This is a genomic window from Novosphingobium sp. RL4 (assembly GCF_035658495.1).
GTDB lineage: Bacteria > Pseudomonadota > Alphaproteobacteria > Sphingomonadales > Sphingomonadaceae > Novosphingobium.
The window spans coordinates 802,597-825,479 of sequence record NZ_CP141944.1 but is presented as its reverse complement, the minus strand read 5'-3'; the positions used below and the strand labels follow the sequence as shown (position 1 = coordinate 825,479).

At 68.5% G+C, this 22,883-nt stretch carries 25 protein-coding genes; 19 read left to right on the top strand and 6 right to left on the bottom strand.

What is annotated here, in order from left to right; translation table 11 throughout:
- Positions 1-8 precede the first annotated feature (8 nt).
- Together U9J33_RS04045 and U9J33_RS04040 are read right to left on the bottom strand one after the other, a co-directional pair.
- Positions 9-521: a hypothetical protein gene (locus tag U9J33_RS04045; protein ID WP_207906121.1), complete on the bottom strand. Its 513-nt coding sequence runs from the start codon at positions 519-521 to the stop codon at positions 9-11.
- The gene (locus U9J33_RS04040) at positions 518-1,201 is read right to left on the bottom strand and encodes a MotA/TolQ/ExbB proton channel family protein (protein WP_082370276.1); all 684 of its coding nucleotides are present in this window, start codon (positions 1,199-1,201) and stop codon (positions 518-520) included. The genes U9J33_RS04045 and U9J33_RS04040 overlap by 4 nt, the downstream gene beginning before the upstream one ends.
- Before the next feature lie 213 nt (positions 1,202-1,414).
- Here U9J33_RS04040 and flgB point away from each other — a divergent pair, with 213 nt between their 5' ends.
- From flgB to U9J33_RS03975, 13 genes are all read left to right on the top strand, one after another.
- Positions 1,415-1,762 (top strand): flagellar basal body rod protein FlgB, encoded by a 348-nt coding sequence (gene flgB / locus U9J33_RS04035; protein WP_054436636.1) that lies wholly within the window; start codon positions 1,415-1,417, stop codon positions 1,760-1,762.
- On the top strand, positions 1,759-2,178 hold the full coding sequence (gene flgC / locus U9J33_RS04030) for a flagellar basal body rod protein FlgC (RefSeq protein WP_324698044.1): 420 nt from the start codon (positions 1,759-1,761) through the stop codon (positions 2,176-2,178). The genes flgB and flgC overlap by 4 nt, the downstream gene beginning before the upstream one ends.
- Positions 2,175-2,489 carry a flagellar hook assembly protein FlgD gene (locus U9J33_RS04025; RefSeq protein ID WP_054436640.1) on the top strand — a complete coding sequence of 105 codons (315 nt, stop codon included), beginning with the start codon at positions 2,175-2,177 and terminating at the stop codon, positions 2,487-2,489. Before flgC ends, U9J33_RS04025 begins: the two co-directional genes overlap by 4 nt.
- Before the next feature lie 22 nt (positions 2,490-2,511).
- Positions 2,512-3,324: a flagellar hook-basal body protein gene (locus U9J33_RS04020; RefSeq protein ID WP_054436642.1), complete on the top strand. Its 813-nt coding sequence runs from the start codon at positions 2,512-2,514 to the stop codon at positions 3,322-3,324.
- Between the two features lie 11 nt (positions 3,325-3,335).
- The gene (locus U9J33_RS04015) at positions 3,336-4,079 is read left to right on the top strand and encodes a flagellar basal body rod protein FlgF (RefSeq protein ID WP_324698040.1); all 744 of its coding nucleotides are present in this window, start codon (positions 3,336-3,338) and stop codon (positions 4,077-4,079) included.
- Positions 4,080-4,092: 13 nt separating this feature from the next.
- Positions 4,093-4,881: a flagellar basal-body rod protein FlgG gene (gene flgG / locus U9J33_RS04010; RefSeq protein ID WP_054436646.1), complete on the top strand. Its 789-nt coding sequence runs from the start codon at positions 4,093-4,095 to the stop codon at positions 4,879-4,881.
- Between the two features lie 5 nt (positions 4,882-4,886).
- Positions 4,887-5,558: a flagellar basal body L-ring protein FlgH gene (locus tag U9J33_RS04005; protein WP_054436665.1), complete on the top strand. Its 672-nt coding sequence runs from the start codon at positions 4,887-4,889 to the stop codon at positions 5,556-5,558.
- Complete coding sequence (locus tag U9J33_RS04000) at positions 5,558-6,688, top strand: flagellar basal body P-ring protein FlgI (RefSeq protein WP_185998070.1); 1,131 nt, start codon at positions 5,558-5,560, stop codon at positions 6,686-6,688. Before U9J33_RS04005 ends, U9J33_RS04000 begins: the two co-directional genes overlap by 1 nt.
- The gene (locus U9J33_RS03995) at positions 6,685-7,059 is read left to right on the top strand and encodes a rod-binding protein (RefSeq protein ID WP_324698036.1); all 375 of its coding nucleotides are present in this window, start codon (positions 6,685-6,687) and stop codon (positions 7,057-7,059) included. Before U9J33_RS04000 ends, U9J33_RS03995 begins: the two co-directional genes overlap by 4 nt.
- A 3-nt stretch (positions 7,060-7,062) precedes the next feature.
- A complete protein-coding gene (gene flgK / locus U9J33_RS03990; RefSeq protein WP_324698033.1) occupies positions 7,063-8,400 on the top strand; it encodes a flagellar hook-associated protein FlgK in 1,338 nt (445 codons plus the stop codon).
- 7 nt (positions 8,401-8,407) lie between these two features.
- The gene (locus U9J33_RS03985) at positions 8,408-9,331 is read left to right on the top strand and encodes a flagellar biosynthesis protein FlgL (protein WP_185998072.1); all 924 of its coding nucleotides are present in this window, start codon (positions 8,408-8,410) and stop codon (positions 9,329-9,331) included.
- Between the two features lie 62 nt (positions 9,332-9,393).
- Positions 9,394-10,257 carry a flagellar motor stator protein MotA gene (motA, locus tag U9J33_RS03980; RefSeq protein WP_132469421.1) on the top strand — a complete coding sequence of 288 codons (864 nt, stop codon included), beginning with the start codon at positions 9,394-9,396 and terminating at the stop codon, positions 10,255-10,257.
- 1 nt (position 10,258) lies between these two features.
- Positions 10,259-11,107 carry a flagellar motor protein MotB gene (locus U9J33_RS03975; protein WP_054436654.1) on the top strand — a complete coding sequence of 283 codons (849 nt, stop codon included), beginning with the start codon at positions 10,259-10,261 and terminating at the stop codon, positions 11,105-11,107.
- 186 nt (positions 11,108-11,293) lie between these two features.
- Here the strand turns inward: U9J33_RS03975 and nudC are convergent, their stop codons facing one another.
- Genes nudC through mutY form a run of 3 tightly spaced genes read right to left on the bottom strand, consistent with a single transcriptional unit; the run spans position 11,294 to position 14,552 of the window.
- Positions 11,294-12,187 (bottom strand): NAD(+) diphosphatase, encoded by an 894-nt coding sequence (gene nudC, locus U9J33_RS03970; RefSeq protein WP_185998073.1) that lies wholly within the window; start codon positions 12,185-12,187, stop codon positions 11,294-11,296.
- The gene (locus U9J33_RS03965) at positions 12,184-13,509 is read right to left on the bottom strand and encodes a serine hydrolase domain-containing protein (protein ID WP_324698027.1); all 1,326 of its coding nucleotides are present in this window, start codon (positions 13,507-13,509) and stop codon (positions 12,184-12,186) included. Before U9J33_RS03965 ends, nudC begins: the two co-directional genes overlap by 4 nt.
- The gene (gene mutY / locus U9J33_RS03960) at positions 13,506-14,552 is read right to left on the bottom strand and encodes an A/G-specific adenine glycosylase (RefSeq protein WP_324698024.1); all 1,047 of its coding nucleotides are present in this window, start codon (positions 14,550-14,552) and stop codon (positions 13,506-13,508) included. The genes U9J33_RS03965 and mutY overlap by 4 nt, the downstream gene beginning before the upstream one ends.
- Before the next feature lie 107 nt (positions 14,553-14,659).
- Here mutY and U9J33_RS03955 point away from each other — a divergent pair, with 107 nt between their 5' ends.
- The 5 genes from U9J33_RS03955 (at position 14,660) to U9J33_RS03935 (ending at position 20,952) form a co-directional block, all read left to right on the top strand.
- On the top strand, positions 14,660-15,253 hold the full coding sequence (locus tag U9J33_RS03955) for a DUF721 domain-containing protein (protein ID WP_420719875.1): 594 nt from the start codon (positions 14,660-14,662) through the stop codon (positions 15,251-15,253).
- Positions 15,253-15,999, top strand: coding sequence for a thioredoxin domain-containing protein (locus U9J33_RS03950; protein WP_054437040.1), 747 nt, complete (start codon positions 15,253-15,255; stop codon positions 15,997-15,999). Before U9J33_RS03955 ends, U9J33_RS03950 begins: the two co-directional genes overlap by 1 nt.
- 182 nt (positions 16,000-16,181) lie before the next feature.
- Positions 16,182-16,946, top strand: a complete 765-nt coding sequence (locus U9J33_RS03945) for a thioredoxin domain-containing protein (protein WP_185998077.1) — start codon at positions 16,182-16,184, stop codon at positions 16,944-16,946.
- Positions 16,947-16,980: 34 nt separating this feature from the next.
- Entirely contained in the window at positions 16,981-20,418 is a 3,438-nt protein-coding gene (gene smc / locus U9J33_RS03940) for a chromosome segregation protein SMC (protein ID WP_324698018.1), read from the top strand.
- Between the two features lie 3 nt (positions 20,419-20,421).
- Positions 20,422-20,952: a hypothetical protein gene (locus U9J33_RS03935; RefSeq protein ID WP_324698015.1), complete on the top strand. Its 531-nt coding sequence runs from the start codon at positions 20,422-20,424 to the stop codon at positions 20,950-20,952.
- Between the two features lie 6 nt (positions 20,953-20,958).
- On the opposite strand, the gene ubiA is transcribed toward U9J33_RS03935, so the two are convergent.
- Complete coding sequence (gene ubiA / locus U9J33_RS03930; RefSeq protein WP_132469425.1) at positions 20,959-21,873, bottom strand: 4-hydroxybenzoate octaprenyltransferase; 915 nt, start codon at positions 21,871-21,873, stop codon at positions 20,959-20,961.
- 139 nt (positions 21,874-22,012) lie between these two features.
- Between ubiA and U9J33_RS03925 the strand changes: the two genes are divergently transcribed.
- Positions 22,013-22,756, top strand: coding sequence for a 16S rRNA (uracil(1498)-N(3))-methyltransferase (locus U9J33_RS03925; RefSeq protein WP_324698012.1), 744 nt, complete (start codon positions 22,013-22,015; stop codon positions 22,754-22,756).
- Positions 22,757-22,883: the final 127 nt, after the last annotated feature.

Sequence of the window (22,883 nt, the reverse complement as noted above, 5' to 3'; positions counted from 1 at the left end):
AAATCCTGTCATCGGGGGCGCTCTCCTTCGCCGGGGGTCTTCCTCCTTTCCAGCAAGGTTCGTGCCATGGCCCCGGCCGCGCCTTGCGATGCGGCGACATCGAACGCGAGGACCACCCGGGCAGGCCCCTCGCCCGGTTCGACGACGATCCTTGCTTCACGCCCCGCCGCGCCCGCTTCGCGCGCCAGCCGCCCCGCCTCCGACATCGCCCGCGCCAGATCGCCGGATGCGGGACCGTAAGGCGCGGCCACCGTCAGGCGCTGGCGCGGATCGCCCGCCTGCTGCGCCAGCCAGCGGGCAAGCGGCGGAGCGCCGGGCGCGGCGATGTAGACCGCCAGCGGCGTTCCCTCCGGCGAGGAAGCCGAAGCGGCGGCAGGTGCCTCGCGAAGCTCGGCGCGCTCCACTTTCGCTTTCCGGAGATGATCCTGCTGGCGGCTGATGGCGGCAGCGGAGATCATGAAAAGGATGAGCGAGAGATCGGCCAGCGAAGTCTGCCAGCTCGCGGCGGTGCGTGCGCTCACGAATGCGCCTCCGCCACTTCGCGCCCGGCGCGCCCGGCATGTTCGGCGCGCTCAGTGCTGGGGAGCGCGTCGGCGACCTGGCCTTCCAGCCAGTCTATCACCGTCTGCCGGTCCCGCTCCTCGTCAGCAGCACGGCGCGCCACCACCCGGGCCAACGGCGTGAACAGGAGGTTGCCGAGCAGCAGCCCGTAAAGCGTCGTCAGCACCGCCATGGAGATGGCGACGGAAAAGTCCGCTTCGGGCTGATCGAGCGGCGGAAGCTGGTTCAACGCGACGAGCGTGCCCGCCAGCCCGAAAACCGGCGAAAGGTCCGCCGCCTGGATGAAAGTGCGCACCGCGCGCTGGCTCCTTTCGATGCGGCGGCGTTTGTGTGCGGCATGCGCCAGTTGCAGCGCGCCGAGCGAGCGGCTGCCGATCAGCATGGCGGTCGCCTCGTCGAACTCGGCATCGCCGGTGGCGGCAGGCTGGGATCGGATCACCCCGTCCCGCCGGATCTCCTGCACCTGCACCGCCATCTCCGCCCGCGCGCGCTCGGGATCGAAGGGGCGGCGAAACAGGGCGGCGAGCACCCCTGCGGCGGTAATGCAATCGCTCAGCCCGCAGCGCAGGATCGTGGCGATCACGGTGCCTCCCACCACGATCAGGGCGCTGGCGGGGTCCAGAAGATGTTCGGGCTGCATGGCGGGCGCTTCTCCTTCTCACCCGCAGAACGGCAGTTTTCGCGGAGTTTCAGCCCCGGACGCGCCTTGCCGCAAAACCGGCAAACCCTTGCCGCCCGACAGGCCCGCCCCTGCCCGGGCCGCAGCGGAGAAAGCCGGGAAATCCGGCGCTTGGGCGGATTGGCACACCCCTTGCGGTGAAAAGCGGCGAACACTCTCTGGAGCTGCAACACCATGCCACAGGACCTGTTCGGGATTCATGCCGCCGCACTGGAGCTTCGCTCGCAGCGCATGGGCCTGATCGCCTCGAACATCGCCAATGCCGCCACGCCCGGATACAAGGCGCGCGACATCGATTTCACCGCCGCCCTGCGCTCGGCGGAGCGCGGCGTCGGCCTTGCCGATGCCGCCGAAGGCGCCGCGCTCTACCGTGTGCCGGTCATGCCCTCGCTCGACGGCAATACGGTAGAGCTCCAGAACGAGCAGCTCGCCTTTTCCGAGAACGCGGTGGGCTATTCGGCCACGCTCCAGTTCATCCGGGGGCGGGTCGAAACCGTCACCCGCGCGCTGAAGGGCGAATGACGATGCCCGCCAGCCGCGAACCGATGACGATGTTCACCCTCGCCCAGCGCGGCATGTCCGCGCAGCTCGTGCGGATGAACGCCGCCGCCTCCAACCTCGCCAATGCGGGGACCGTCTCGGGCAGCGAGGAACAGGCCTACAAGCCGATCCGCACCGTTTTCGCCGAAGACCTCGACCAGGCCAGCGGCCTCGCCTCGGTTTCCGTCCAGGGCGTGATGCGGGAAGGCGCCGCCGCCGTGCGCCAGCACAGCCCCGACCATCCGCTCGCCGATGCGAACGGCGATGTCTGGACCGCTCCGGTCGATGAGAACGCGGAGATGGTCGAAATGCTCGAAGCCTCGCGCCAGTACCAGAACCTGGTCGAGGCCCTCTCCACCGCGAAGCAGCTCATGCTCGACACGATGAGGCTGAAATGACCGTTATCACCACCAATGCCGTTACATCGGCCGCGAGCACCGCCTCGACCTCGAGCGGAAAGACCTCGCTGGGCGATCTCGACCAGGGCGATTTCCTGAAGCTGATGCTGGCGCAGATGAAGCAGCAGGACCCGTTCGACCCGATGGACCAGACCCAGATGCTCGCCCAGATGGCGCAGTTCTCGTCCCTCGCCGGCACGACCGAGATGGCGGACACGCTCAAGGCCATCTCCTCCAAGCTCGATACCCTCGTAAGCGCGCAGAACGCCACGCAGGCGGCGATCGCCGCGCTGGCCGCCAGCGGCAACTGACCCCCGTTTCCAGGAGAATCCGATGTCCTTCTACACTTCCCTCACCGGGCTGAAGAACGCCCAGACCGACCTCAACGTCATCTCGAACAACATCGCCAATGCCGAGACTTCCGGTTTCAAGAAGAGCAACACCGCCTTCGCCGACATCGTCTCGTCCTCGATCCTGACCGACCCCACGCTGACCACCGGCATCGGCGCCCGCGTCGCCTCGATCAAGCAGGACTTCGGCCTCGGCGCGATGGAGCAGACCGGATCGGCACTCGACGTGGCGATCAACGGCGAGGGCTTCTTCACCGTCGCCTCGCCGCTTTCCGGCGCGATCCAGTATACCCGCGCCGGTTCGTTCTCGGTGGACGGGGACGGCTATATCCACAATGCGCAGGGCGCCCGGCTCCAGGTCTTCCCGGTCGACGCCAGCGGCGCGGTTTCCGGCACGACCCCGCTTTCCGCGCAGATCCCGGCAACCAATGCCGCCGGTTCGGAATTCGCGGGCGTCACCATCGAGCCCACCGGCGAAGTCGTCGCGACATATGCCGATGCCTCGAACGTCACCATCGGCGTCGTCGCGCTGGCCTCGTTCATCGCGCCCAACGGGCTCAAGCAACTGGGCGACGCCTCATGGTCGGCCACCGGACGCTCCGGCGCGGCGACTTATGGCCAGCCGGGCTCCGGCCTCTACGGCAGCCTGCTCTCGGGCTCGATCGAGCGATCGAATGTCGATCTTTCGGAAGAGCTGGTCAGCCTGATCACCGCGCAGCGCAATTTCCAGGCCAATGCCAAGGCCGTGGATACCGCCTCGCAGATCTCGCAGACGATCATCAACCTGCGGACCTGATCGCAGCCGCCATGGACCGCCTGATCTACACCGCCGTCTCGGGAATGAACGCCTCGCTCAACCGCGAGCGCGTGATCGCGAGCAACATGGCCAATTCGCAGACCATCGGCTTCCGCGCCGAGATCCTGCAGGCCACGCCGAACACACTGGAAGGGCCGCAGCTCGAAGTTCGGGCGCTTTCGGGCACCGAAGTCAGCGGCGCCTCGATGAAGGCCGGGACGGTGAACCGCACCGGCCAGCCGCTCGACGTGGCCATGCAGGGAGACACCATGCTGGCGGTGCAGGCAGGCGACGGCGGCGAAGCCTATACCCGTCGGGGCGACCTCTCGGTCACGGTGACGGGCGTGCTCCAGAACGGCGACGGCCTGCCCGTGCTGGGCGAGAGCGGACCGATCACGCTGCCGCCGGGCTCCGGCGTCACCATCGCCCAGGACGGCGGCATCCTCGTCACCGACCCCGCCACCCCCGGCGATCCGCCGCAGCGGGTGGACCGGCTAAAGCTGGTGGACCCCAGCGGATCGCAGATCGCCAAGGACCTGACCGGCGTGTTCCGGGTCGCGGGAGGCGGCGTACTGCCGGAGGACGAGAACGCCAGCGTGATCCCCGGCGCGCTCGAAGGCTCCAATGTCTCTCCGTCGGAAGTGCTGACCGAGATGATCTCGGCCCAGCGCCTGTTCGACATGCGCACCAAGCTCGTCGAGACCGCCCGCCAGCTCGACGAAGGCAGCGTGCGCCTGATGCGCATCGATAGCTGAGGAAACCACGACAATGCCCACTTCCGCTCTACAGGTCGCCCGCACCGGGCTGGAGGCGCAGGACACGCGGATGCGCGTGATCGCCAACAACCTGGCCAACGTCAGCACCACCGCCTTCAAGAAGGACCGCGCCAACTTCGCCACGCTGGCCTACCAGGATTCCCGCGTGGCAGGCGCCCAGTCTTCGAGCGAGACGACTTACGCCACCGGGCTCAACCTCGGCACCGGCGTGGCGGTGCAGTCCACCAGCCGCATGGAGACGCAAGGCTCGCTCCAGACCACCGGCAATACCTTCGACCTCGCGCTCGATGGGCAGGGCTATTTCCAGATCGCCCTGCCCGGCGGCGAACTGGCCTATACCCGCGCGGGCAATTTCACCCGCTCGCCGCAGGGTGAGCTGGTCACGTCGCAGGGCTACCTGCTTCAGCCGCCGATCACCGTTCCCGAAGGCGCGACCTCGATCACGGTCTCGGAGGACGGCACGGTGTCGGCCCAGGTGGCCGGACAGACCGAACCGAGCGAGCTGGGCCAGATCAGCATCGCGCAGTTCACCAATCCGGCGGCGCTTCAGGCCGCCTCCGACAACTTCCTGCGCGAGACCGCCGCCAGCGGCCCGGTGCAGCTTGGCATCGCCGGAGAGGAAGGGCGCGGCATGATCCGGCAGGGGATGCTGGAAGGCTCGAACGTCAACATCGTCGAGGAGCTGGTCGACATGATCGAGACCCAGCGCGCCTACGAGATCAATTCGAAGATGATCTCGGCGGTGGACGAGATGCTGCGCAACGCGAACCAGACGTTGTGATGGCCATGGGTCGCACATTCCTGCTGGCCTCGGCGGCGTTCATGGCCATTGCCGCGCCGCCGGTGTTCGCAAAGAAGCCCCCCAGGCCCTCGGGCTTCGAGCCGACGCTTCCCGTGCCGCCCGCCGCGCAGCCGCAGGCGGCCACCGGCGGCATCTTCAGCGTCTCGGCCGGCTATGCCCCGCTTTACGGCGGCACCCGCGCGGCGCGCGTGGGCGATCCGCTGACGATCCTGCTGGTGGAATCGACCACCGCCGCCAAGACCGCCGGCTCCAAGAGCCAGAAAGGCGGCGGCGCCTCGATCACCCCGCCGACATCGGGGCCGCTGTCGTTCCTCAACCCCAATGCCCTTAACGCCAGCTCATCCTCGACGTTCAATGGTCAGGGCAGCGCCACGCAGACCAGTTCGCTGAGTTCCGTGCTGTCCGTGACCATTGCCGAACTGCGCCCCAACGGGACCGCGCTCGTGAGAGGAGAGAAGAAGATGCTCGTCAGCCAGGGAGACGAATGGGTCCGGTTCTCCGGCATCGTCCGCCTCGCCGACATCGACGAGGACAATACCGTCGCCTCGACGCGCATCGCCGACGCTCATATCGAATATACCGGCAAAGGCGCCATCATGCGCAGCGGCCGCCAGGGCTGGCTCGGCCAGTTCTTCAACATGATCTCGCCGTTCTGATGACCATGGCCTCCCTCTCCCGGCGCTGGCTGCCCACGCTGATCGCGGCCCTCGTGGTCCTGCTGATCGTGTTCCTCGCACCCGTCCATGCCCATGCCGAGCGCGTGCGCGACCTTGGCCAGTTCCAGGGCGTGCGCTCGAACCAGCTCACCGGCTACGGCGTGGTCGTCGGCCTGCCGGGCACCGGGGACGACAATCTCGAATATACGACACAGGCGATGAAGGGCGTCTCGGGCCGCATGGGGCTGACGCTGCCGCCCGGCATCTCGCCCGGCCTCAAGAACGCCGCCGCCGTCATGGTCACGGCGGACCTGCCCGCCTTCGCCAAGCCCGGCCAGCGCATCGACGTGACCGTCTCCACGATCGGCAAGGCCAAGAGCCTGCGCGGCGGGGCGCTGATCCTCACCCCGCTCTATGGTGCGGACGGGCAGATCTACGCCATGGCGCAGGGCAACCTCGCGGTCGGCGGGCTCGGCGTCTCGGCGCGCGACGGTTCGAACGTAACCATCAACATCCCGACCGTGGGCCGCATCGCCGAAGGCGGCAGCGTCGAACGCGCGGTCGCCACCGGCTTCGAGGACGGCAGCACACTGCGCTGGAACCTCTTCACGTCCGACTTCCTGACCGCCGCCCGCGTGCGCGATGCGATCAACATGCGCCTGCCCGGAACCGCCACCGTCGAGGACGGCGTGACCGTGGCCCTGCGCCTGCCCGCCGAGGCCGATACCCGCGCCTCGATGATGGCGGCGATCGAGATGATCGATGTCGACCCCGCCGAAACGCCGGCGCGCGTCATCATCAACAGCCGCACCGGCACGGTCGTCATCAACTCGGCCGTGCGCCTGTCGCCCGCCGCGATCAGCCATGGCAAGCTCACCGTGCGCATCCAGGAAAACCCCACGGTCGTCCAGCCCGCGCCGTTCAGCCGGGGCCGTACCGAAGTGGAGGAGCATTCCGCGATCACCACTGACGAGGAGAAGCGCTCGGTCGCCCTGTTCAGGGGCGGGGCCTCGCTCTCGCGCGTGGTCGATGCGCTCAACCTGCTGGGCGTTACCCCTTCGGACCTCGTGGCGATCCTGGAAGCGCTGAAGCAGGCCGGCGCCCTGAAAGCCGAAATGGTAGTGATATGAGCACGATTCCCTCCACTCTCCCGGGCATGAAGATCGCGCCCGGCGCCACCGACCGCGAAAAGCTGGCCGCCACCGCCCGGCAGTTCGAGGCCATGTTCGTGCGCCAAATGCTGGCCGAGGCGCGCAAGAGCCACTTCGGCGGCGAGCAGCTTTTCTCCAGCCAGGCGCTCGATACCTTCAACCAGATGCAGGACGAGCATTTTGCCGACGTGACCGCGCAAAGCGGCGTGCTGGGCCTCGCCAGGATCATCGAGGACCAGATGGCGCGGTTCGTGGCCGGATCCTCGTCAGCCCCGGGACAGGCGCCTTCGTCGAGCGACGCACCCTCCGATACCGCATCTTCCGCTCATGCAGAAGCGAAGGCGAAGTAAGCCATGGCCGCCGACCTCATCACCATTGCCCGTTCCGGCACTCGCGCCGCCAAGGCCGCGCTGGACGTGACCGCGCAGAACATCGCCAACGCCTCGTCCGAAGGCTATGTCCGCCGCAGCATCTCGCTGTCCGAACTGGCGATCAATTCGGTCGCCTCCTCGCCGGGCGCGCTCAACCTCGCGGGCGTTCGCGTTACCGGGATCGTGCGCAATGCGGACATGTTCCGCCAGTCCGAAGTGCGCCGCACCGGCTCGGACGCCGCCCGCGCCGGCGCCGAAGTGCAGGGCCTGGAGAATATAGAAAGCGCGGTCGAGCAGACCGGCGTCTACGATGCGATCGTGGATTTCGAAGCCGCGCTGAAGCAACTCCTGTCCGACCCTACCGACGGTTCGCTGCGCGCCTCGGCGCTGGAGCAGGGCCGCACGCTGGCGCAGACCTTCAACACGGCCGCCTCCAGCCTCGACGCGGTGGGCCAGGGCCTGCGCTTCGAGGCGCAGGACGGTGTCGATTCGGTCAACACCACCGCCGCCGAACTGGCGCGCGTCAACTTGCGCCTCGCCCGCGCATCCGACGCATCGAGCGACCAGACCAGCCTGCTGGACCAGCGCGATTCCCTGCTGGAGAAGCTGAGCGGGCAAGTGGACATCTCCACCACGTTCGCATCGGACGGCTCGGTCCAGGTGCGGATCGGCGGTGCGGGCGGCCCCAGCCTCGTGAGCGGCGGCAGCGCCGCGCCCCTCGCCATGGCCACCGCCGCGGACGGCACGATCTCCTTCACGCTGGGCGGTACGGCGGCAACGCTTTCCTCCGGCGCGCTGGCGGGCAAGGGACAGGCGCTGACCGAGCTCGCCGCCGTGCACGACCAGCTCGATGCCATTGCCTCGGGCGTGATCTCGACGCTCAATACCGCGCAAACCGCGGGCGCCGACCTTGCCGGGGCAAGCGGCCAGCCGATGTTCTCCGGCACCGACGCATCGACCATGGCGATCGCCCTCGCCAGCGGCAGCCAGATCGCGACCGCTCCCGCAGGCTCGGGCGCCAACAGCCGTGACACCTCCAACCTCGTCGCCATGCGCAGCGCGCTGGACAGTGCCGATCCGGCCGGTGCCATGGACACCCTGCTGTTCGGGATTTCCAGTGCCGTCGCCGGGCGCACCGTCACCCGCGACGCACTGGAATCCATCGCCGGGACCGCCAAGGTCGCGCTCCAGGCACAGGCGGGCGTCGATCTCGACGAGGAGGCCATCAACCTCACCCGCTTCCAGCAGGCCTATCAGGCTTCGGGCCGGGTCATGCAGGTCGCTTCCGACATCTTCGATTCCATCCTCGCCATCAGGTAACCGCGCAATGTCGATCGTATCCACCAGCACCAGCGCCTTCTTCGAGCGCGCCCGCCGCGACATGAAGGACCTGCGCACGCAGGCCGAGAACTATCAGGCGCAGATGTCGAGCGGCAGCAAGCTGGAACGGTCCTCGGACAATCCGGTGGCCGCATCGCGCCTGCGCTCGCTGGCGCGGCAGGAGAAGCTCTCCGGGATTGACCAGACCAACGCCAATCGCGCCAACGCCGACCTGTCGCTTGCCGATGCCGCCATGTCCGACATGGCCGATGCGCTGATCCGCGCGCAGGAACTCGCCACGCAGGCGGCCAGCGCCACCCTGCCCGATACGCAGCGGGCCTCGATCGGGCAGGAGCTGGACCAGATCTTCAGCAACCTCGTCGCCCTTGCCAATGCGCGGGATTCGAGCGGCCATGCTCTGTTCGGCGGCGAAAGCGCGGGTGATGCCTATGCGCTCGATGCCTCCGGCAATGCCGTCTACGTCGGCACCGCAAGTTCCGCCGAACTGCCGCTGGGCGCGGGGCAGAGCGTGACCCGCTCGATCACCGGGCCCGCCTTCCTCTCGTTCAACGCCGCAGGCGGCAGCGCGACCGATCTCATGGCGGTGGTGAAGAACCTGGCGGCCGCGCTTCAGGGCGCCTCGGCCGATCCGGCAGGCGCGGCGGGCAATGCACTGGCCGACCTCAAGACCGGGCTCGACACGCTGACCACCGGCCAGACCGTGATCGGCACCCGCCTCGCCTGGATCGAGGTGACCGACGACCGCCGCGTCAACCTGTCCGAACTGCGTTCCTCGGAAGAAGCGGACCTCGGCAGCACCGATCTCGCCACCACGCTCGCCCAGCTTCAGGAAACCATGACCGTGCTGGAGGCCAGCCAGGCCAGCTTCTCCCGGCTCGCCTCGCTCAACCTGTTCGACCAGCTGACCTGAGCCGCCTTCCGCATCCGGTCTGCGGGGGCAGGCCGGGCACCGCCTGACAGGGGACTTCCTTCATGTTCGTAATCATCGGCGTCGTCATTCTGCTGGTGATGGTTTTCGGCGGCTTTGCGATCACCGGCGGCGCGCTGGGCCCGGTGCTGGAAGCGATCCCGCACGAAATGCTCATCATCGGCGGCGCCGCCGTGGGCGCGATCGTCACCGGCAACTCGATGCACGAGATCAAGGCGCTGGGCAGCGGCCTCGGCAAGGTCTTCAAGGGGCCCCGCCACAACCGGCAGGATCATATCGACGCCATCATCCTGACCACGCGGTTGATGAAGATCCTGCGCTCGGAAGGACCGGTGGCGCTGGAAAGCCATGTGAACGAGCCCGAGGTTTCCCCGCTGTTCGCCGAATTCCCGCGCCTGCTGGCGAACAAGCCGCTCATTCACCTGATCTGCGACACCCTGACCCTGATCGTCGTCTCTTCCGGCACGCTGGAAGTCCACGCGGTGGAAGACGTGATGGACAATGCGATGAAGACGCATTTCCACGAGATCCACGAACCGCAGCACGCCCTCCAGGGCCTTGCCGATGCGCTGCCCGCGCTCGGTATCGTCGCTGCCGTTCTGGGCGTGGTGAAGACCATGGGCTCGATCGACAAGCCACCCTCGATCCTGGGCGCGATGATCGGCTCGGCGCTGGTCGGCACGTTCATGGGCGTGCTTCTGGCCTATGGCATCGTCTCCCCGCTGGCGGGGCGGCTCAAGCAGGTGCTGGAGCAGGACGAGCAGATCTTCCAGGCGGTGAAGCAGGTCATCATCGCCAGCCTGCACGGCTGGCCGCAGCCGCTGGTGGTGGAATCGGCGCGATCCGGCCTTGGCCACGCCTTCCGCCCCGGCCTTTCCGAACTGCTCGACGCGATGAGAGGCCGCTGACATGGCAATCAGGAAGAAGCCCGAACCGCCCCGGCCGATCATCGTCAAGAAGATCACCATGGTCGCCGCCGGGCATCATGGCGGTGCCTGGAAAGTCGCCTATGCCGACTTCGTGACCGCCATGATGGCCTTCTTCCTGCTTCTGTGGATACTGGGCGCCACCACCGAGAAGCAGCGGCGCGGCATTGCCGACTATTTCACCCCCACGCTGGTCAAGACCAAGCAGGGCAGCGCCGGATCGGGCCAGGGCGTGCTCGGCGGCGCTTCGCTGACCCAGGTGGACAATTACCCCTTCAAGGCCGGGCAGACCGGCACCAAGACCCTCACCATCCCGCGCGATGCTACCGGCGGGCCGAAGGAGGGCGGCAGCAAGATCAAGCGCAGCTCGCGCGCCAAGGAGGCGCTGCAAAAGAAGCTCGCCTCCACCGAGCGCCTGCGCCGCCTCGCCAGGCAGGTCCGCATGGTGGACACGACGCAGGGCGTACGGATCGACATGGTGGACGATGCCAATTTCTCGATGTTCCGGCTCGGTACCACGATCCTCACCCCGCAGGCCGTCGAACTGCTCTCGGCAATCTCGCAGGCGATCGGCACCGAAGCAGGTGGAGGCGGCGGCCCGCTGACGATCCGGGGCCACACCGATGCCCTGCCCTACAAGCAGGGAATTCCCGGCAACAACTGGTCGCTTTCAGCTGGGCGCGCCGAAGCGACCCGCCAGCAACTGATCCGCGACGGCGTGGAACCCGCCCGGTTCAGGCGGATCGAAGGCGTGGCCGATACCGAACTGCTGATCCCCGCCGATCCGCATGACCCGCGCAACCGGCGCATCTCGATCACGCTGGCGGACTAAGGGTCAGGACCCATTAATCACGCCTGCGAGGTTTGAATCAAAATGGCTCAGAGCGAGGAAGGAAGGCGTAGTAATATGTCTATATTTCAAGACTTTCTGACGCTGCACCGGGCCATTTTGATCAAATCCCTCCGGGACACCGGAATGGCTCGCAGGCGTGATTAATGGGTCCTGACCCTAGGTTCTTCAGCCGCGATCGAGCCACCAGCGCATCAGCACGTGCGCCACCGCATGGGCAGGCGGTGCGCCAAACGCCTTGCCGCTTTCGCCGCGCCCCACCGCTTCCAGCGCCTCCGCCACCTCTTCGCGCGTGAACCAGCGGACATCCTCCAGTTCGGTGGCGTCGATGGTGATCGCATCGTCATCGGCGAAGGCATGGCAGCCGATCATCAGCGAGGACGGGAACGGCCACGGCTGACTGGCGACATAAGTCACGTCGCGCACGCGCACGCCGGCTTCCTCATGGATTTCGCGGGCCACGGCTTCCTCGATGGATTCGCCCGGCTCCACGAAACCCGCCAAGGTCGAATAACGCCCCGCCGGGAAGCGCGGCTGGCGGCCCAGCAGGGCGCGCCCCTCATGCTCCACCAGCATGATCGTGACCGGATCGACACGCGGGAAGTGTTCGGCCTGGCAATCGAGATTGGTGCAACTGCGCTGCCAGCCGCCCTTCGCAAGCACGGTGGGATGGCCACAGACCGCGCAATGGCGGTGGCGGCTGTGCCAGCTCACCAGCGAGCGCGCGCCGCCATAGGCCGCCAGTTCGCCCGGATCGAGCACGGCCATGGCATGCCAGTTCACCGGGGTGGCGAGCGGTCCGCCGGGCGGAACCACTACCGGCACTTCGGCGAAACAGGGCACCGAACCGTCCAGCCCGAGGAAGATCATCTCGCTGCCCGGCTCCGCATCGGCGAGCGTGCCCCAGACCAGCGAACCGTCCTCGGCCAGCACCGCGTCGAGCCCCTCCATCCGCATCAGCCGCGCCTCGGCGGACTGGAGCGCGAAGAGGGCATCGGGATCGTTGCGGATATGATCGGCGCGGTCGAGGTGCGAACCGGCAAAAGCGATGGGCTTGTTCAAGAACGGGTCTCCGGGAGATGCGCGAGCAGGGCCATGACATCGGCCTTCAGCGCGGTCTGGAACTGGGGAATGAGATCGAAGGCGTTTGGCGGCATGAACTGCACGAACAGCTGCGAGCGCAGGCCCCGGATCATGTCCACCATGCCCACCGTCCCTGCCGCGCCGGCCCAGCCGAACAGCCCGTTCTCCGCGCCCTTGCCCACGCGCCCGCCCGCGCCGAAGCCGCTGCCGGCCGGAAGCATGGCGGAAAACGCGACGCCGGGGGGCAGCAGGTCGGCGGTGCCGGTCACCACCGCGCTTTCGGCCAGCACCCGCCTGCCGTCGATCGTGCCGCGCTGGGCAAGCAGGCGCAGAAACCGGTCATAGTCGCGCGGCGTACTGACGAGGCCGGAACCGCCGAAGGGAAACGCCGGCGTATCGAGGAACACCGAGTTGCCCGGCTCGTCGATCGGCACCAGCACCTTGCCGAGCGCCGCGTAATTGGTGGTGAGGCGCTTCGCCTCTGTTTTGGGCACCTGGAACGCGGTGCTGGCCATCCCGGCTGGTTCGAACAGGGCCTCGCGCAGATAGGCGTCGAAGGGCCGCCCGGTGACGACCTCGATCACCCGGCCCATCAGGTCCAGCCCGAGCGAATAGCTCCAGTGCGTGGCGGGATCGTAGACCAGCGGCACCTCGGCAAGGCGGTCGGCGAACGCGGCAAGGCTGGGTGCGGGCGCGGCATCGGTGAAGCCGGGCACCTTGAAGCGGCTCACTTGTCCGGCGGCAAGCCCCTTCGCCTGCATCAGTTCGCGGATCGGCCCGGTCTGCACGATCGAATAGCCCAGGCCCGAGGTATGCGTGAGCAGGTGCCGGATCGTGATGGCGCGCGGCGCCGGATGGAGCGCGGCGAGCGAACCGTCGTAACGGTCCTGCACTTTCATCTGCGCGAAACGGGGCAGGATTTCGTGCAACGGCTGGTCCAGCCCGAGCCTGCCCTGCGCGATCAGATCCATCGCCATGATCCCGGTGACGGGCTTGGTCATCGAATAGATGCGGAACAGGCTGTCGGCGGTGATCGGCGCGGAATCGTTGAACCCTTGCGCGCCGCGCGTGACGAATTCGGGCTCCCGCCCCGGCTGGCCGAGCGAGGCGACCATGCCCGGCAGCAGGCCCGAGCCGATCCACCGTTCCACCAGCGCGCGCACGCGGGGCAGGTTCTCGTCCTGCTCGGCAGCCCAGGCGAGATGCGGCATGAGCGCCGCGCCGATCCCGGCAAATCCCGCCATGTGCAGCAGCGAACGACGGTCGATCCGCGCCTCAAGGCGCCGGCGTGCCGTGCTCATGCGACGGGCGCCCGCGCCAGTGCGGCGGCCTTGGCGAAAAGCGTGGGCAGGCCCGCATCGTCCAGCCGGTCAACCGGCCACCATTCGCCCGCGCCCGGCGGATCGGCCGAAGCCGCGCCGCAATGAACCGAAAGCGAGAGTTCGAGCGAGAAATGCGTGAAGACATGCCCGACCCGGCCCGCGCTTTCCCACGATCCGGGCAAGGGCGCCTCTCCATGCCCGTCCGCCCGCGCGGACCAGCCGTCGTCCGGCAGGGCGCGCATTCCGCCCAGCATTCCTTTGTCCCCGCGGCGCACCAGCCAGACCTTGCCATCCCGCTCGATCCAGAAGGCGCGGCCCTTGCGGGCAGGCCTGGCCTTCTTCGGCGCCTTGACCGGATAGCGTTCCGGCTCGCCCTCGGCCCTCGCGCGGCAGGGCGAGGACAGCGGGCAAAGCAGGCAGCGGGGGCTGCGCGAGGTGCAGACCATGGCGCCCATGTCCATCAGCGCCTGCGCAAAGTCTCCGGCGCGGTCCTGCGGGGTGATCGTATCGGCAAGCGCGCGAATTTCCGGCCGCGACCCCGGCAAGGGCGCTGTGACCGCGAAGAGCCGCGTGACCACCCGCTCGACATTGGCATCCACCACCACGGCCCGCCGCCCGAAAGCGATCGCGGCGACGGCGGCGGCGGTATAGGCCCCCAGTCCCGGCAGGGCGCGCAGGCCCTCCTCGGTATCGGGAAACACCCCGCCCCGCGCGGCGACTTCGCGGGCGCAGGCCAGCAGGTTGCGGGCGCGGGCATAATAGCCGAGCCCCGCCCACGCCGCCATGACGTCCTCGTCCGATGCGGCGGCCAAGTCCATCACGGTGGGCCAGCGATTCGTGAACCTGGCGAAATAGTCCTTCACCGCCGCCACCGTGGTCTGCTGCAGCATGACCTCGGACAGCCAGACGCGGTAGGGATCGGGGGCCGCCGTGCCGGGAGGGGCGCGCCACGGCAAGGCACGGGCATGGGCATCGTACCAGTCGAGAACCTTGCGGGAGATCGTATCGCGGCTGGCGTCCATCAGCGCCCTATGGCATTGGAGCGGCCACAATGGAACGGGATCAGTTCAAAGGATCGGACAAGGGCGAAACTGCGTCGCCCATGGGCGCCAAGTCCGCGCCTGAAGCCATGCCGAAGCGCGGCGCCCGGACAGGAACGAAAGCCGGCCCGAAAACCGCGGCCAAGACCAAGCCCAAACCCGCCTCCCCCCGGCTCTACGAGCGCCCGCGCGGCGGCGGAGCCCGCGCTATTTCCGACCTCATGCCCGAAGTGGGCCGCACGGCGTTCCGCCGGTTCGGCTTCATCCAGTCCAGCGTGGTGACGCGCTGGCCCGATATCGTCGGGCTGCGCCATGCGCGCGTCTGCTCGCCCGAATCGATCCGCTTCCCTCCGGGCGAGAAGTGCGACGGCATTCTCCAGCTGGTGGTCCTGCCCGCCCATGCCCCGATGATCCAGCACGTCGTGCCCGAGATCATGGACCGGGTGAACCGCTTCTTCGGCTACATGGCCGTGGCGAAGGTGAAAATCCGGCAAGGCGAGGTCAAGCCGCCGCCCGCCACCCGACCGAAGGCGCCCCCGCCCGCGCTGAAACCCGTACCCTACGAACTGGGCGAATCGCTGCGCGACATCGGCGATCCCGAGCTTCGCGCGGTGCTCGAATCCCTGGCCCGCAGCCTCGGTGCCCAGGAAGATGCCCAAACGGAAAATCAGGAAAAGCAGTGATGAAGTCCACGTTGCGTCTTGCCGCCCTTGCCGCCTGCGCCCTGCTGAGCGTTGCAGCCGCCAAGCCTGCTTCCACGCCCGTCCGCAAGCCGCTGGCGCCCAGTTCCAACCCCGCCTCCAACTGGGCCAACCAGATCGTCGTCACGCCCGACGGCAGCCATATGTACGGCAACCCGAAGGCCCAGATGCAGCTTACCGAATTCGTGAGCTACACCTGCCCGCACTGCGCGCACTTCAACCGCGAGGCCGATCCTACGCTGCGGCTGACCATGGTGCCCAAGGGCCAGATCGGCGTCACCGTCACCACCCTGCTGCGCAACCCGATCGACCTCACCATCTCGATGCTGACGACCTGCGGCGATCCCAAGCGCTTCTTCGTGCGGCACAATGCCTTCCTCGCCAGCCAGGACAGCTGGATGGGCAAGCTCGAAAAGATGAGCGAGGAACAGGAAAAGCGCTGGTACCAGGGCGCGCTGCCCGATCGCATGAAGGCGATCGCCAGCGACCTGGACTTCTATTCCAAGGTCGCGGCATGGGGCATGAGCCGCACCCAGGCCGACGCCTGCTTCGCGAACGAGGCCGTGTTCGACACGATCAAGCAGCAGCAGGCCACCGTGGCCAAGAGCGGCGTCAACAGCACGCCCAGCTTCATCCTCGACGGCAAGCTGCTCGACACGCACGACTGGGCGGGCCTCTCCAAGGAGATCACCGACAGGATGGCCGCCCGCCGCAAGGGCTCGATCTGACGGTGCGCGCGCGGGCAGCCCGATTTCGGGCGCCCGCTTCGAGGCACCGGCCCATCATCTCGCCGAAAGCACGGAAAACGGGCGGATTCCTGTGGGAAAGCGCCCGTCTTTCCGCCCTCTCCCGCTGTTATCCGCCCAAGCCTTGGGCTAGTTTCCCCGTCCTCTCACAAGGATTCGCTGACATGATCCGCATCACCATGCGCTCCCTCGCCCTCGGAATGATCGCCGCACCGCTCGCACTGGGCCTCGCGTCCTGCGGCAAGAAGGACGAAGGCGCCGGAGAAGCCCCCAAGTCGGCCCAGCCGCTGCCCAAGGTCGCCGCACCCGCCGGCAAGACCTGGGCGGAGGACGTGGTCAAGACGTCGGAAGGCGGCTACCGCATCGGCAACCCGGACGCACCGATCAAGCTCGTCGAGTATGGCGCGCTCTCGTGCTCGCACTGCGCGGAATTCGCGCAGAAGGGCTTCGACAAGCTGCGTGACGATTACGTCGCCAGCGGCCGCGTAAGCTACGAACTGCGCTACTTCATGCTCAACGTCTTCGACATTCCGGCCTCGCTGCTCGCCACTTGCGGCGCAACCGAGGCGGTCCTGCCGCTCAGCGAGCAGTTCTGGGCCTGGCAGCCGAACATGTTCCAGAACCTGCAGTCCGCCGGAGACGCGCGGATGAAGCAGATACAGGACCTGCCCAAGGACCAGCAGATGGCCGCCATCGCCGAAGTGGGCGGCATGACCGAATTCTTCGCCTCGCGCGGGATTTCGCGCGATCAGGGCAAGGCCTGCCTCGCCGATACCGCCAAGGCCAAGGCCTTCGCCGACCAGACCCAGAAAGCCACCACCGAGTTCAACGTCACCGGCACCCCCACGTTCATCATCAACGGCAACACCGTGGGTTCGATGGGCTGGGAAGAACTCGAAGCCAAGCTGCAGGAAGCCGGCGCGCGCTGACGCGCGCCGCCTTTCGTGAACTGATCGAAGCAAGATGCGCATAAGACGGCTCAAGCTCAGCGGTTTCAAGAGCTTCGTTGAACCGGCGGAACTGCGCATCGAGCCCGGGCTGACCGGCGTGGTCGGCCCGAACGGCTGCGGCAAGTCCAACCTCCTCGAAGCGATCCGCTGGGTCATGGGCGAAAGCTCGGCCAAGTCGATGCGCGGCGGCGGCATGGAGGACGTGATCTTCGCGGGCACCGCCACCCGCCCGCCCCGCGCCTTCGCCGAAGTGGTGCTGCAGGCCGAAACCGCGCCGGACGCCAACGGCACGCGCGAGGAACTCGAAGTGGTCCGCCGCATCGAGCGCGGCGCCGGCAGCGCCTATCGCATCAACGGCCGCGACGTGCGCGCCAAGGACGTGTCGCTGGTCTTCGCCGATGCCGCCACCGGCGCGCACAGTCCGGCGCTCGTCAGCCAGGGCCGCATTGCCGCCGTCATCGCCGCCAAGCCCGCCGAACGCCGCGCCATGCTGGAAGAAGCGGCGGGCATCGCCGGCCTGCACGTCCGCCGCAAGGACGCCGAACAGAAGCTGCGCGCCACCGAGGCCAATCTCTCGCGCCTCGAAGACCTCATGGCCGGGCTCGACAAGCAGGTCGCCGGCCTGCGCCGACAGGCCAAGGCGGCAGAGCGTTACAAGGCCCTGTCGGACCAGATCCGCCTGGCCGAAGCCCGCCTGGTCTTCGCCCGCTGGCGCGACGCCGCGCAGGCCGCCGAGGCTGCACGCAAGGAATCCGAAGGTGCCGAAGCGCGGGTGACCGCCGCACAGGATGCCGCCAGACAGGCGCAGGATGCGCAGGCCAAGGCCGCCGAAGCGCTCGTCGAAGCGCGTGACGAACTGGCCGACCGCCGCGACGACGCCAGCGCGCAGGGCCACCGCATGGCCACATTGACCAGCCAGCTCGAAGCCGCCGAACAGCGCCTCCGGGACCTCGATCGCCAGAAGAACCGGCTCGACGAGGATCGCGGCGATGCCGACCGCATGACCCGCGACGCCGCGGAAGCGCTTGCCCGGCTCGAACGCGAACTGGCCGATGGTGCCCGCCAGCTCGAAATCGACGAAGCGCAGCGCCCGCGCCTCGCCAATGCCCTCGAAGGCGCAGACCGCGCGGCTCGCGCCGCCGAACTCGATCTCGCCCAGGCCACCGCCGCGCAGGCCGGGGTAGAGGCCGAATGGCGCATCGCCGAAGCCGAACTCTCGCAGGCGCGCAGCCGGCTGGACCGGCTCGCCGCCGAAGCCGCGCGCCTTGCCGCGCAAGTCGAGGCGCTTGACGCGGCGGGCGATCTCGCGGCCGCCGTCACCGATGCGCGGACCCGGGCCGAAGCCGCCACCGCCGCCCTTGCCGCCGCGCGCGAGGGACTGGACGCGCAGCAGGCCCGCAAGACCGCGCTTCAGGCCGAACGCGATGCCGCCGCATCGACGCTGGCCGGCGCCCGCGCCGACCTGACCGGGATCGAGCGCGAACACGGCGCCCTGCTCAAGGACCGCGAAGCCCGCGCCAAGGGCGCCAAGGCCGCGCATGGCCTGCCGGTCGCGATCGATGCCCTGCGCGTCGCCCCCGGCTACGAACGGGCCGTCGCCGCCGTGCTCGGCCGCGATGCCAAGGCCCCGCTCGGCGAAATCGCCAGTGCGGACGGCCGCTTCTGGACCGGCGCGCAGGCTCCGGCTGCGGTGAAGGACAGCCTGGCGGCCCACGTCACCCGGTGCCCCGCGGAACTCGCGGCGCGCCTTGCCCTCGTCCATGTCGTCGATGAAGACGATGGCCGCCAGCTCGGCACCGGCGAATGGCTCGTCACCCGCGCCGGTGCGCTGCGCCGCTGGGACGGTTTCGTCGCGCGCGGCGAAGGCGCGGCCGAAGCGGCCCGGCTGGAGGCGGAGAACCGCTTCGAACAGCTCGCCGCCCAGCTTCCGCCTTTGCGGGAGGCCGTTGCCGCTGCCGAGGCACGGCAGGCCGAAGTACAGCAGCAGCTTTCCGCCCACGCCGCCGCCCTCGTCGCCGCCGAACGCGCGATCGCCGATGCCGCCAATGCCGAACGCGGCGCCCTGCGCGCCGCCGATCAGGCCGAGGATGCCCGCGTCCGCCAGGAAAGCCGCCGCGCCGAGGTAGATCGTGCGCTGGGCGATCTGGCGGAACAACGCCAGGCCGCCGAACAGGACATCGCCGTCGCCGAAGGCAAGCGCTCCGTCCTGCCCGACCCCGAGAAGGGCCGCGCCGGGCTCGAAGCCGCGCGCGAAAAGAACGACAGCGCCCGGGCGACCCTCCAGATTTCCACGGCAACCCTCGCCTCGCACGATCAGGGGCTGGCCGTCGCGCGGGAACGCACCGCCTCGCAGCGCGGCGATATCCGCAACTGGCAGGCACGCGCCGGAGATGCCGCCAACCGCCTCGCCCAGATGGCCGGGCGGCTTGAGGAGATCGAGAGCGAGCGTGCCGTCGTGGCCGCGAAGCCCGCCTCGCTCATGGAGCAGATCGAGCAGGGCGAAGCCGTGCGCAATCGCATCGCCGAGGAACTGGGCAAGGCCGAGGCCGCCGTCGCCTTCGTGACGGACGCCGCCCGCAAGGCCGATGCCGCGCTGGCCGCCACGCAGGAACTGCTGGCCAGCGCCCGCGAGCATCGCGCCGGGGCCGCCGCCCGCGCCGAGAACGAGGACGCCCGCCGCGTCGAGATGACCCGCGTTTCGGGCGAGCGCTTCCAGTGCCCGCCGCCCGTCCTGCCCGAGCGTTTCGAATTCGCCCCGGCCGAGGTCGGCGAGGCGCAGGCCGAGATCGCGGCGATGGAACGCCTCGTTGCCGATCGCGAAAGGATCGGTCCGGTCAACCTCGTGGCCGCCACCGAACTTGCGGAGGCGGAAAGCCAGCTTGGCACCAGCATCACCGAAAAGGCGGAGCTGGCCGAGGCGGTGAACCGCCTGCGCGGCTCGATCGGCAATCTCAACCGCGAGGGGCGTGAACGGCTGCGTGCGGCTTTCGAAGCCGTGGACGGCCATTTCCGCCACCTCTTCTCGCGGCTGTTCCAGGGCGGGCAGGCCCATCTCGCGCTCGTCGATTCCGATGATCCGCTGGAAGCCGGCCTCGAAATCTTCGCCCAGCCGCCGGGCAAGCGGCTCCAGTCGCTGACGCTGCTTTCGGGCGGCGAACAGGCACTGACCGCCGTGGCCCTGATCTTCGCGCTGTTCCTCACCAATCCCGCGCCGATCTGCGTGCTGGACGAAGTCGACGCCCCGCTGGACGACGCCAATATCGAGCGTTTCTGCGACCTGCTCGAAGCGATGACGCAGGAAACCGACACGCGCTACCTGATCGTCACTCACAATGCGGTGACGATGAGCCGCATGCACCGCCTGTTCGGTGTGACGATGGTGGAAAAGGGCGTTTCGCGGCTGGTCAGCGTCGATCTGGTCGGCGCCGAGGAACTGCTGGCGGCGGAATAGGCCGTGTCGCTCATCGACGGCTACCTGCCCCGCTTCCAGTTCTCGGAAGTTCACGCCTGCCGGATCGCCGCCGATGCGGCGACGATCCTCGATGCCGTCGCGGCCTACAGGCCGGAAGAGGATACGTTCTTCCGCATCATGATCGGCTTGCGCGAAGTGCCTGCCCGGCTGACCGGGCGGCGCGGTGCAGAGCCTTTCGGAATGCGGAACTTCACCCTGCTGGAGCGCGGCGAGCACGAACTCGTCTACGGGCTGGTGGGGCAGTTCTGGCAGGCCGACTACGGCCTGCGCCAGATCGCAGGCGGCGCGGCCTTCCGGGCTTTCGGCGAAGCGGGTGTCCCGAAGCTGGCGCTCGGTTTCGAACTGGCGCCGGAAGCGGGCGGCACGCACCGGCTGACCACGCGGACCCGGGTGTTCTGCCCGGACGAAGGATCGCGGCGGAAATTCCGGCCTTACTGGCTGCTGATCCGTCCGGTGAGCGGGCTCATCCGCAGGCGCATCCTTGCCGCCGTGCGCAAGGCGGCCGAAGCCTGAACGGGCTCAGAGGATACCGGCGTTGCCGACCACCCAGCAGGCCAGCGCCATGACCAGGCCAAGGTCGCGATTGGAGCGGAACCGCGCGAGCGCATTCTCGCCGTCCTCGGTATCGAGGGTAGCGACCTGGAAGCCGAGGTGCAGAGCCACCGGCAGCAGGCCGACCAGCGCCACCCAGTCATGCCGCAGCGTCCAGAAGGCCAGAGCCCAGAACGCTACCGCCAGAAGGTAGAACCCGGCGACACCGCCGCGAACGTGGTTGCCGAGACGCAGGGCTGAGGAACGGATGCCAACAACGGCGTCATCCTCGCGGTCCTGAAGCGCGTAGATCGTATCGTAGCCGATGCACCAGAAGATCGACCCGGCATAGAGCGCGGCGATCACCGCGAGATTGTCTCCCCGGATCTCCACCCAGCCGACCAGGGCGCCCCAGGTGAAGACCATGCCCAGCCATGCCTGCGGCCACCAGGTGATCCGCTTCATGAAAGGATAGGCCGCCACCAGGGCAACGCTGCCCAATGCCACGAGCTGCGCCTGCCAGCGCAATTGCAGCAGGACCACGAGACCGATCGCGCAGAGCGACAGCAGCCAGACCCACGCCGCCTTGACGCTGACCTGCCCACTGGCGACCGGGCGCGTCGCGGTGCGGGCCACCTTGCGATCGAGGTCGGCATCGACGATGTCGTTCAGCACGCATCCCGCGCCGCGCATGACGATGGAGCCGAGCAGGAGCCAGAGGACCAGTCCCCAGCGCGCTTCTCCGCCCGCCAGCAGCACGCCCCAGGCACAAGGCCAGAACAGCAGCCACCAGCCGATCGGTCGATCGAAACGGGCCAGCATGGCGTAGGCGCGCGGCTTGGCCGGCAGGGCAGAAATGAGCCCGCGGTGCTGCGTATCCGGGACGAGAAGAGAGTCGCTCACGCCCGGACGAGTAGCCCATCGAAACCGGAATGTCATGGCCGAACGTGCTTAGTGCACATGTGCACGCCCGCGCCCGGTTGCGCCCGCAGCCGCTTCGCGCGACAAGCAGGCCCCCGTTTTCAGGAGTTTCGACAAGACCATGGCCGCCACCCCCGCATGGCCCCCGCGCAGCGCGCCGCGCCTTTTCGTCACCGGCCCGCTGGCCGCGAACGGCAGCGTCGTGATCGATGGCGGGCAGGCGCATTACCTGTCCAAGGTCATGCGAGTCGCGCCCGGCGACGCGGTGATCCTGTGCGACGATGCAACCGGCGAATGGGCCTGTGCCGTCACCTCCGCCGGCAAGCGCGACGTGATCCTGGAAGTGCGCGACCATTTGCGCGAACGCGAGGCGGTGCCGGACTTCTGGCTCTGCGCGGCGCTGCTCAAGAAGCCCAACTTCGACCTCGTGATGGAGAAGGCGACCGAACTCGGCGTGGCGCGCATCCAGCCGGTCATCACGCGCCGCTGCGTGGCGGACAAGCTCAACCCCGAACGCGCGCTCACCATCGTGACCGAGGCGGCCGAGCAGTGCGCCCGCACCGCCCTGCCCGAACTGGCCGGGCCGTTGAAGCTGGAAGCGCTACTGCGGGACTGGCCGGAAGGCCGCACGCTGTTCTTCGCAGACGAGACCGGCGGCGCCCCGGCGGCCGCGCAGTTCGCGGCGCACGCCGGTCCGGCGGCATTGCTGGTCGGGCCTGAGGGCGGGTTCGACGAGGAAGAGCGTGCTCTCATCCGCGCCCATCCGATGGCGCGGGCGATCACGCTCGGCCCCCGGATCCTGCGGGGCGAGACGGCGAGCATCGGCGCCACCGCCTTGTGGATGGCCACCGCGGGCGACTGGTGAAGCACTGCGGCCACGCCTTGAAGCGGTCCGATACCCCGCTGCGAGCGGCAGCCGGGAACCGGCGCGCCATGCTTGCGAAACCTCAGGAAACCGCCGTTTCGGAAAGAAACAAACCGCTCGGTACAAA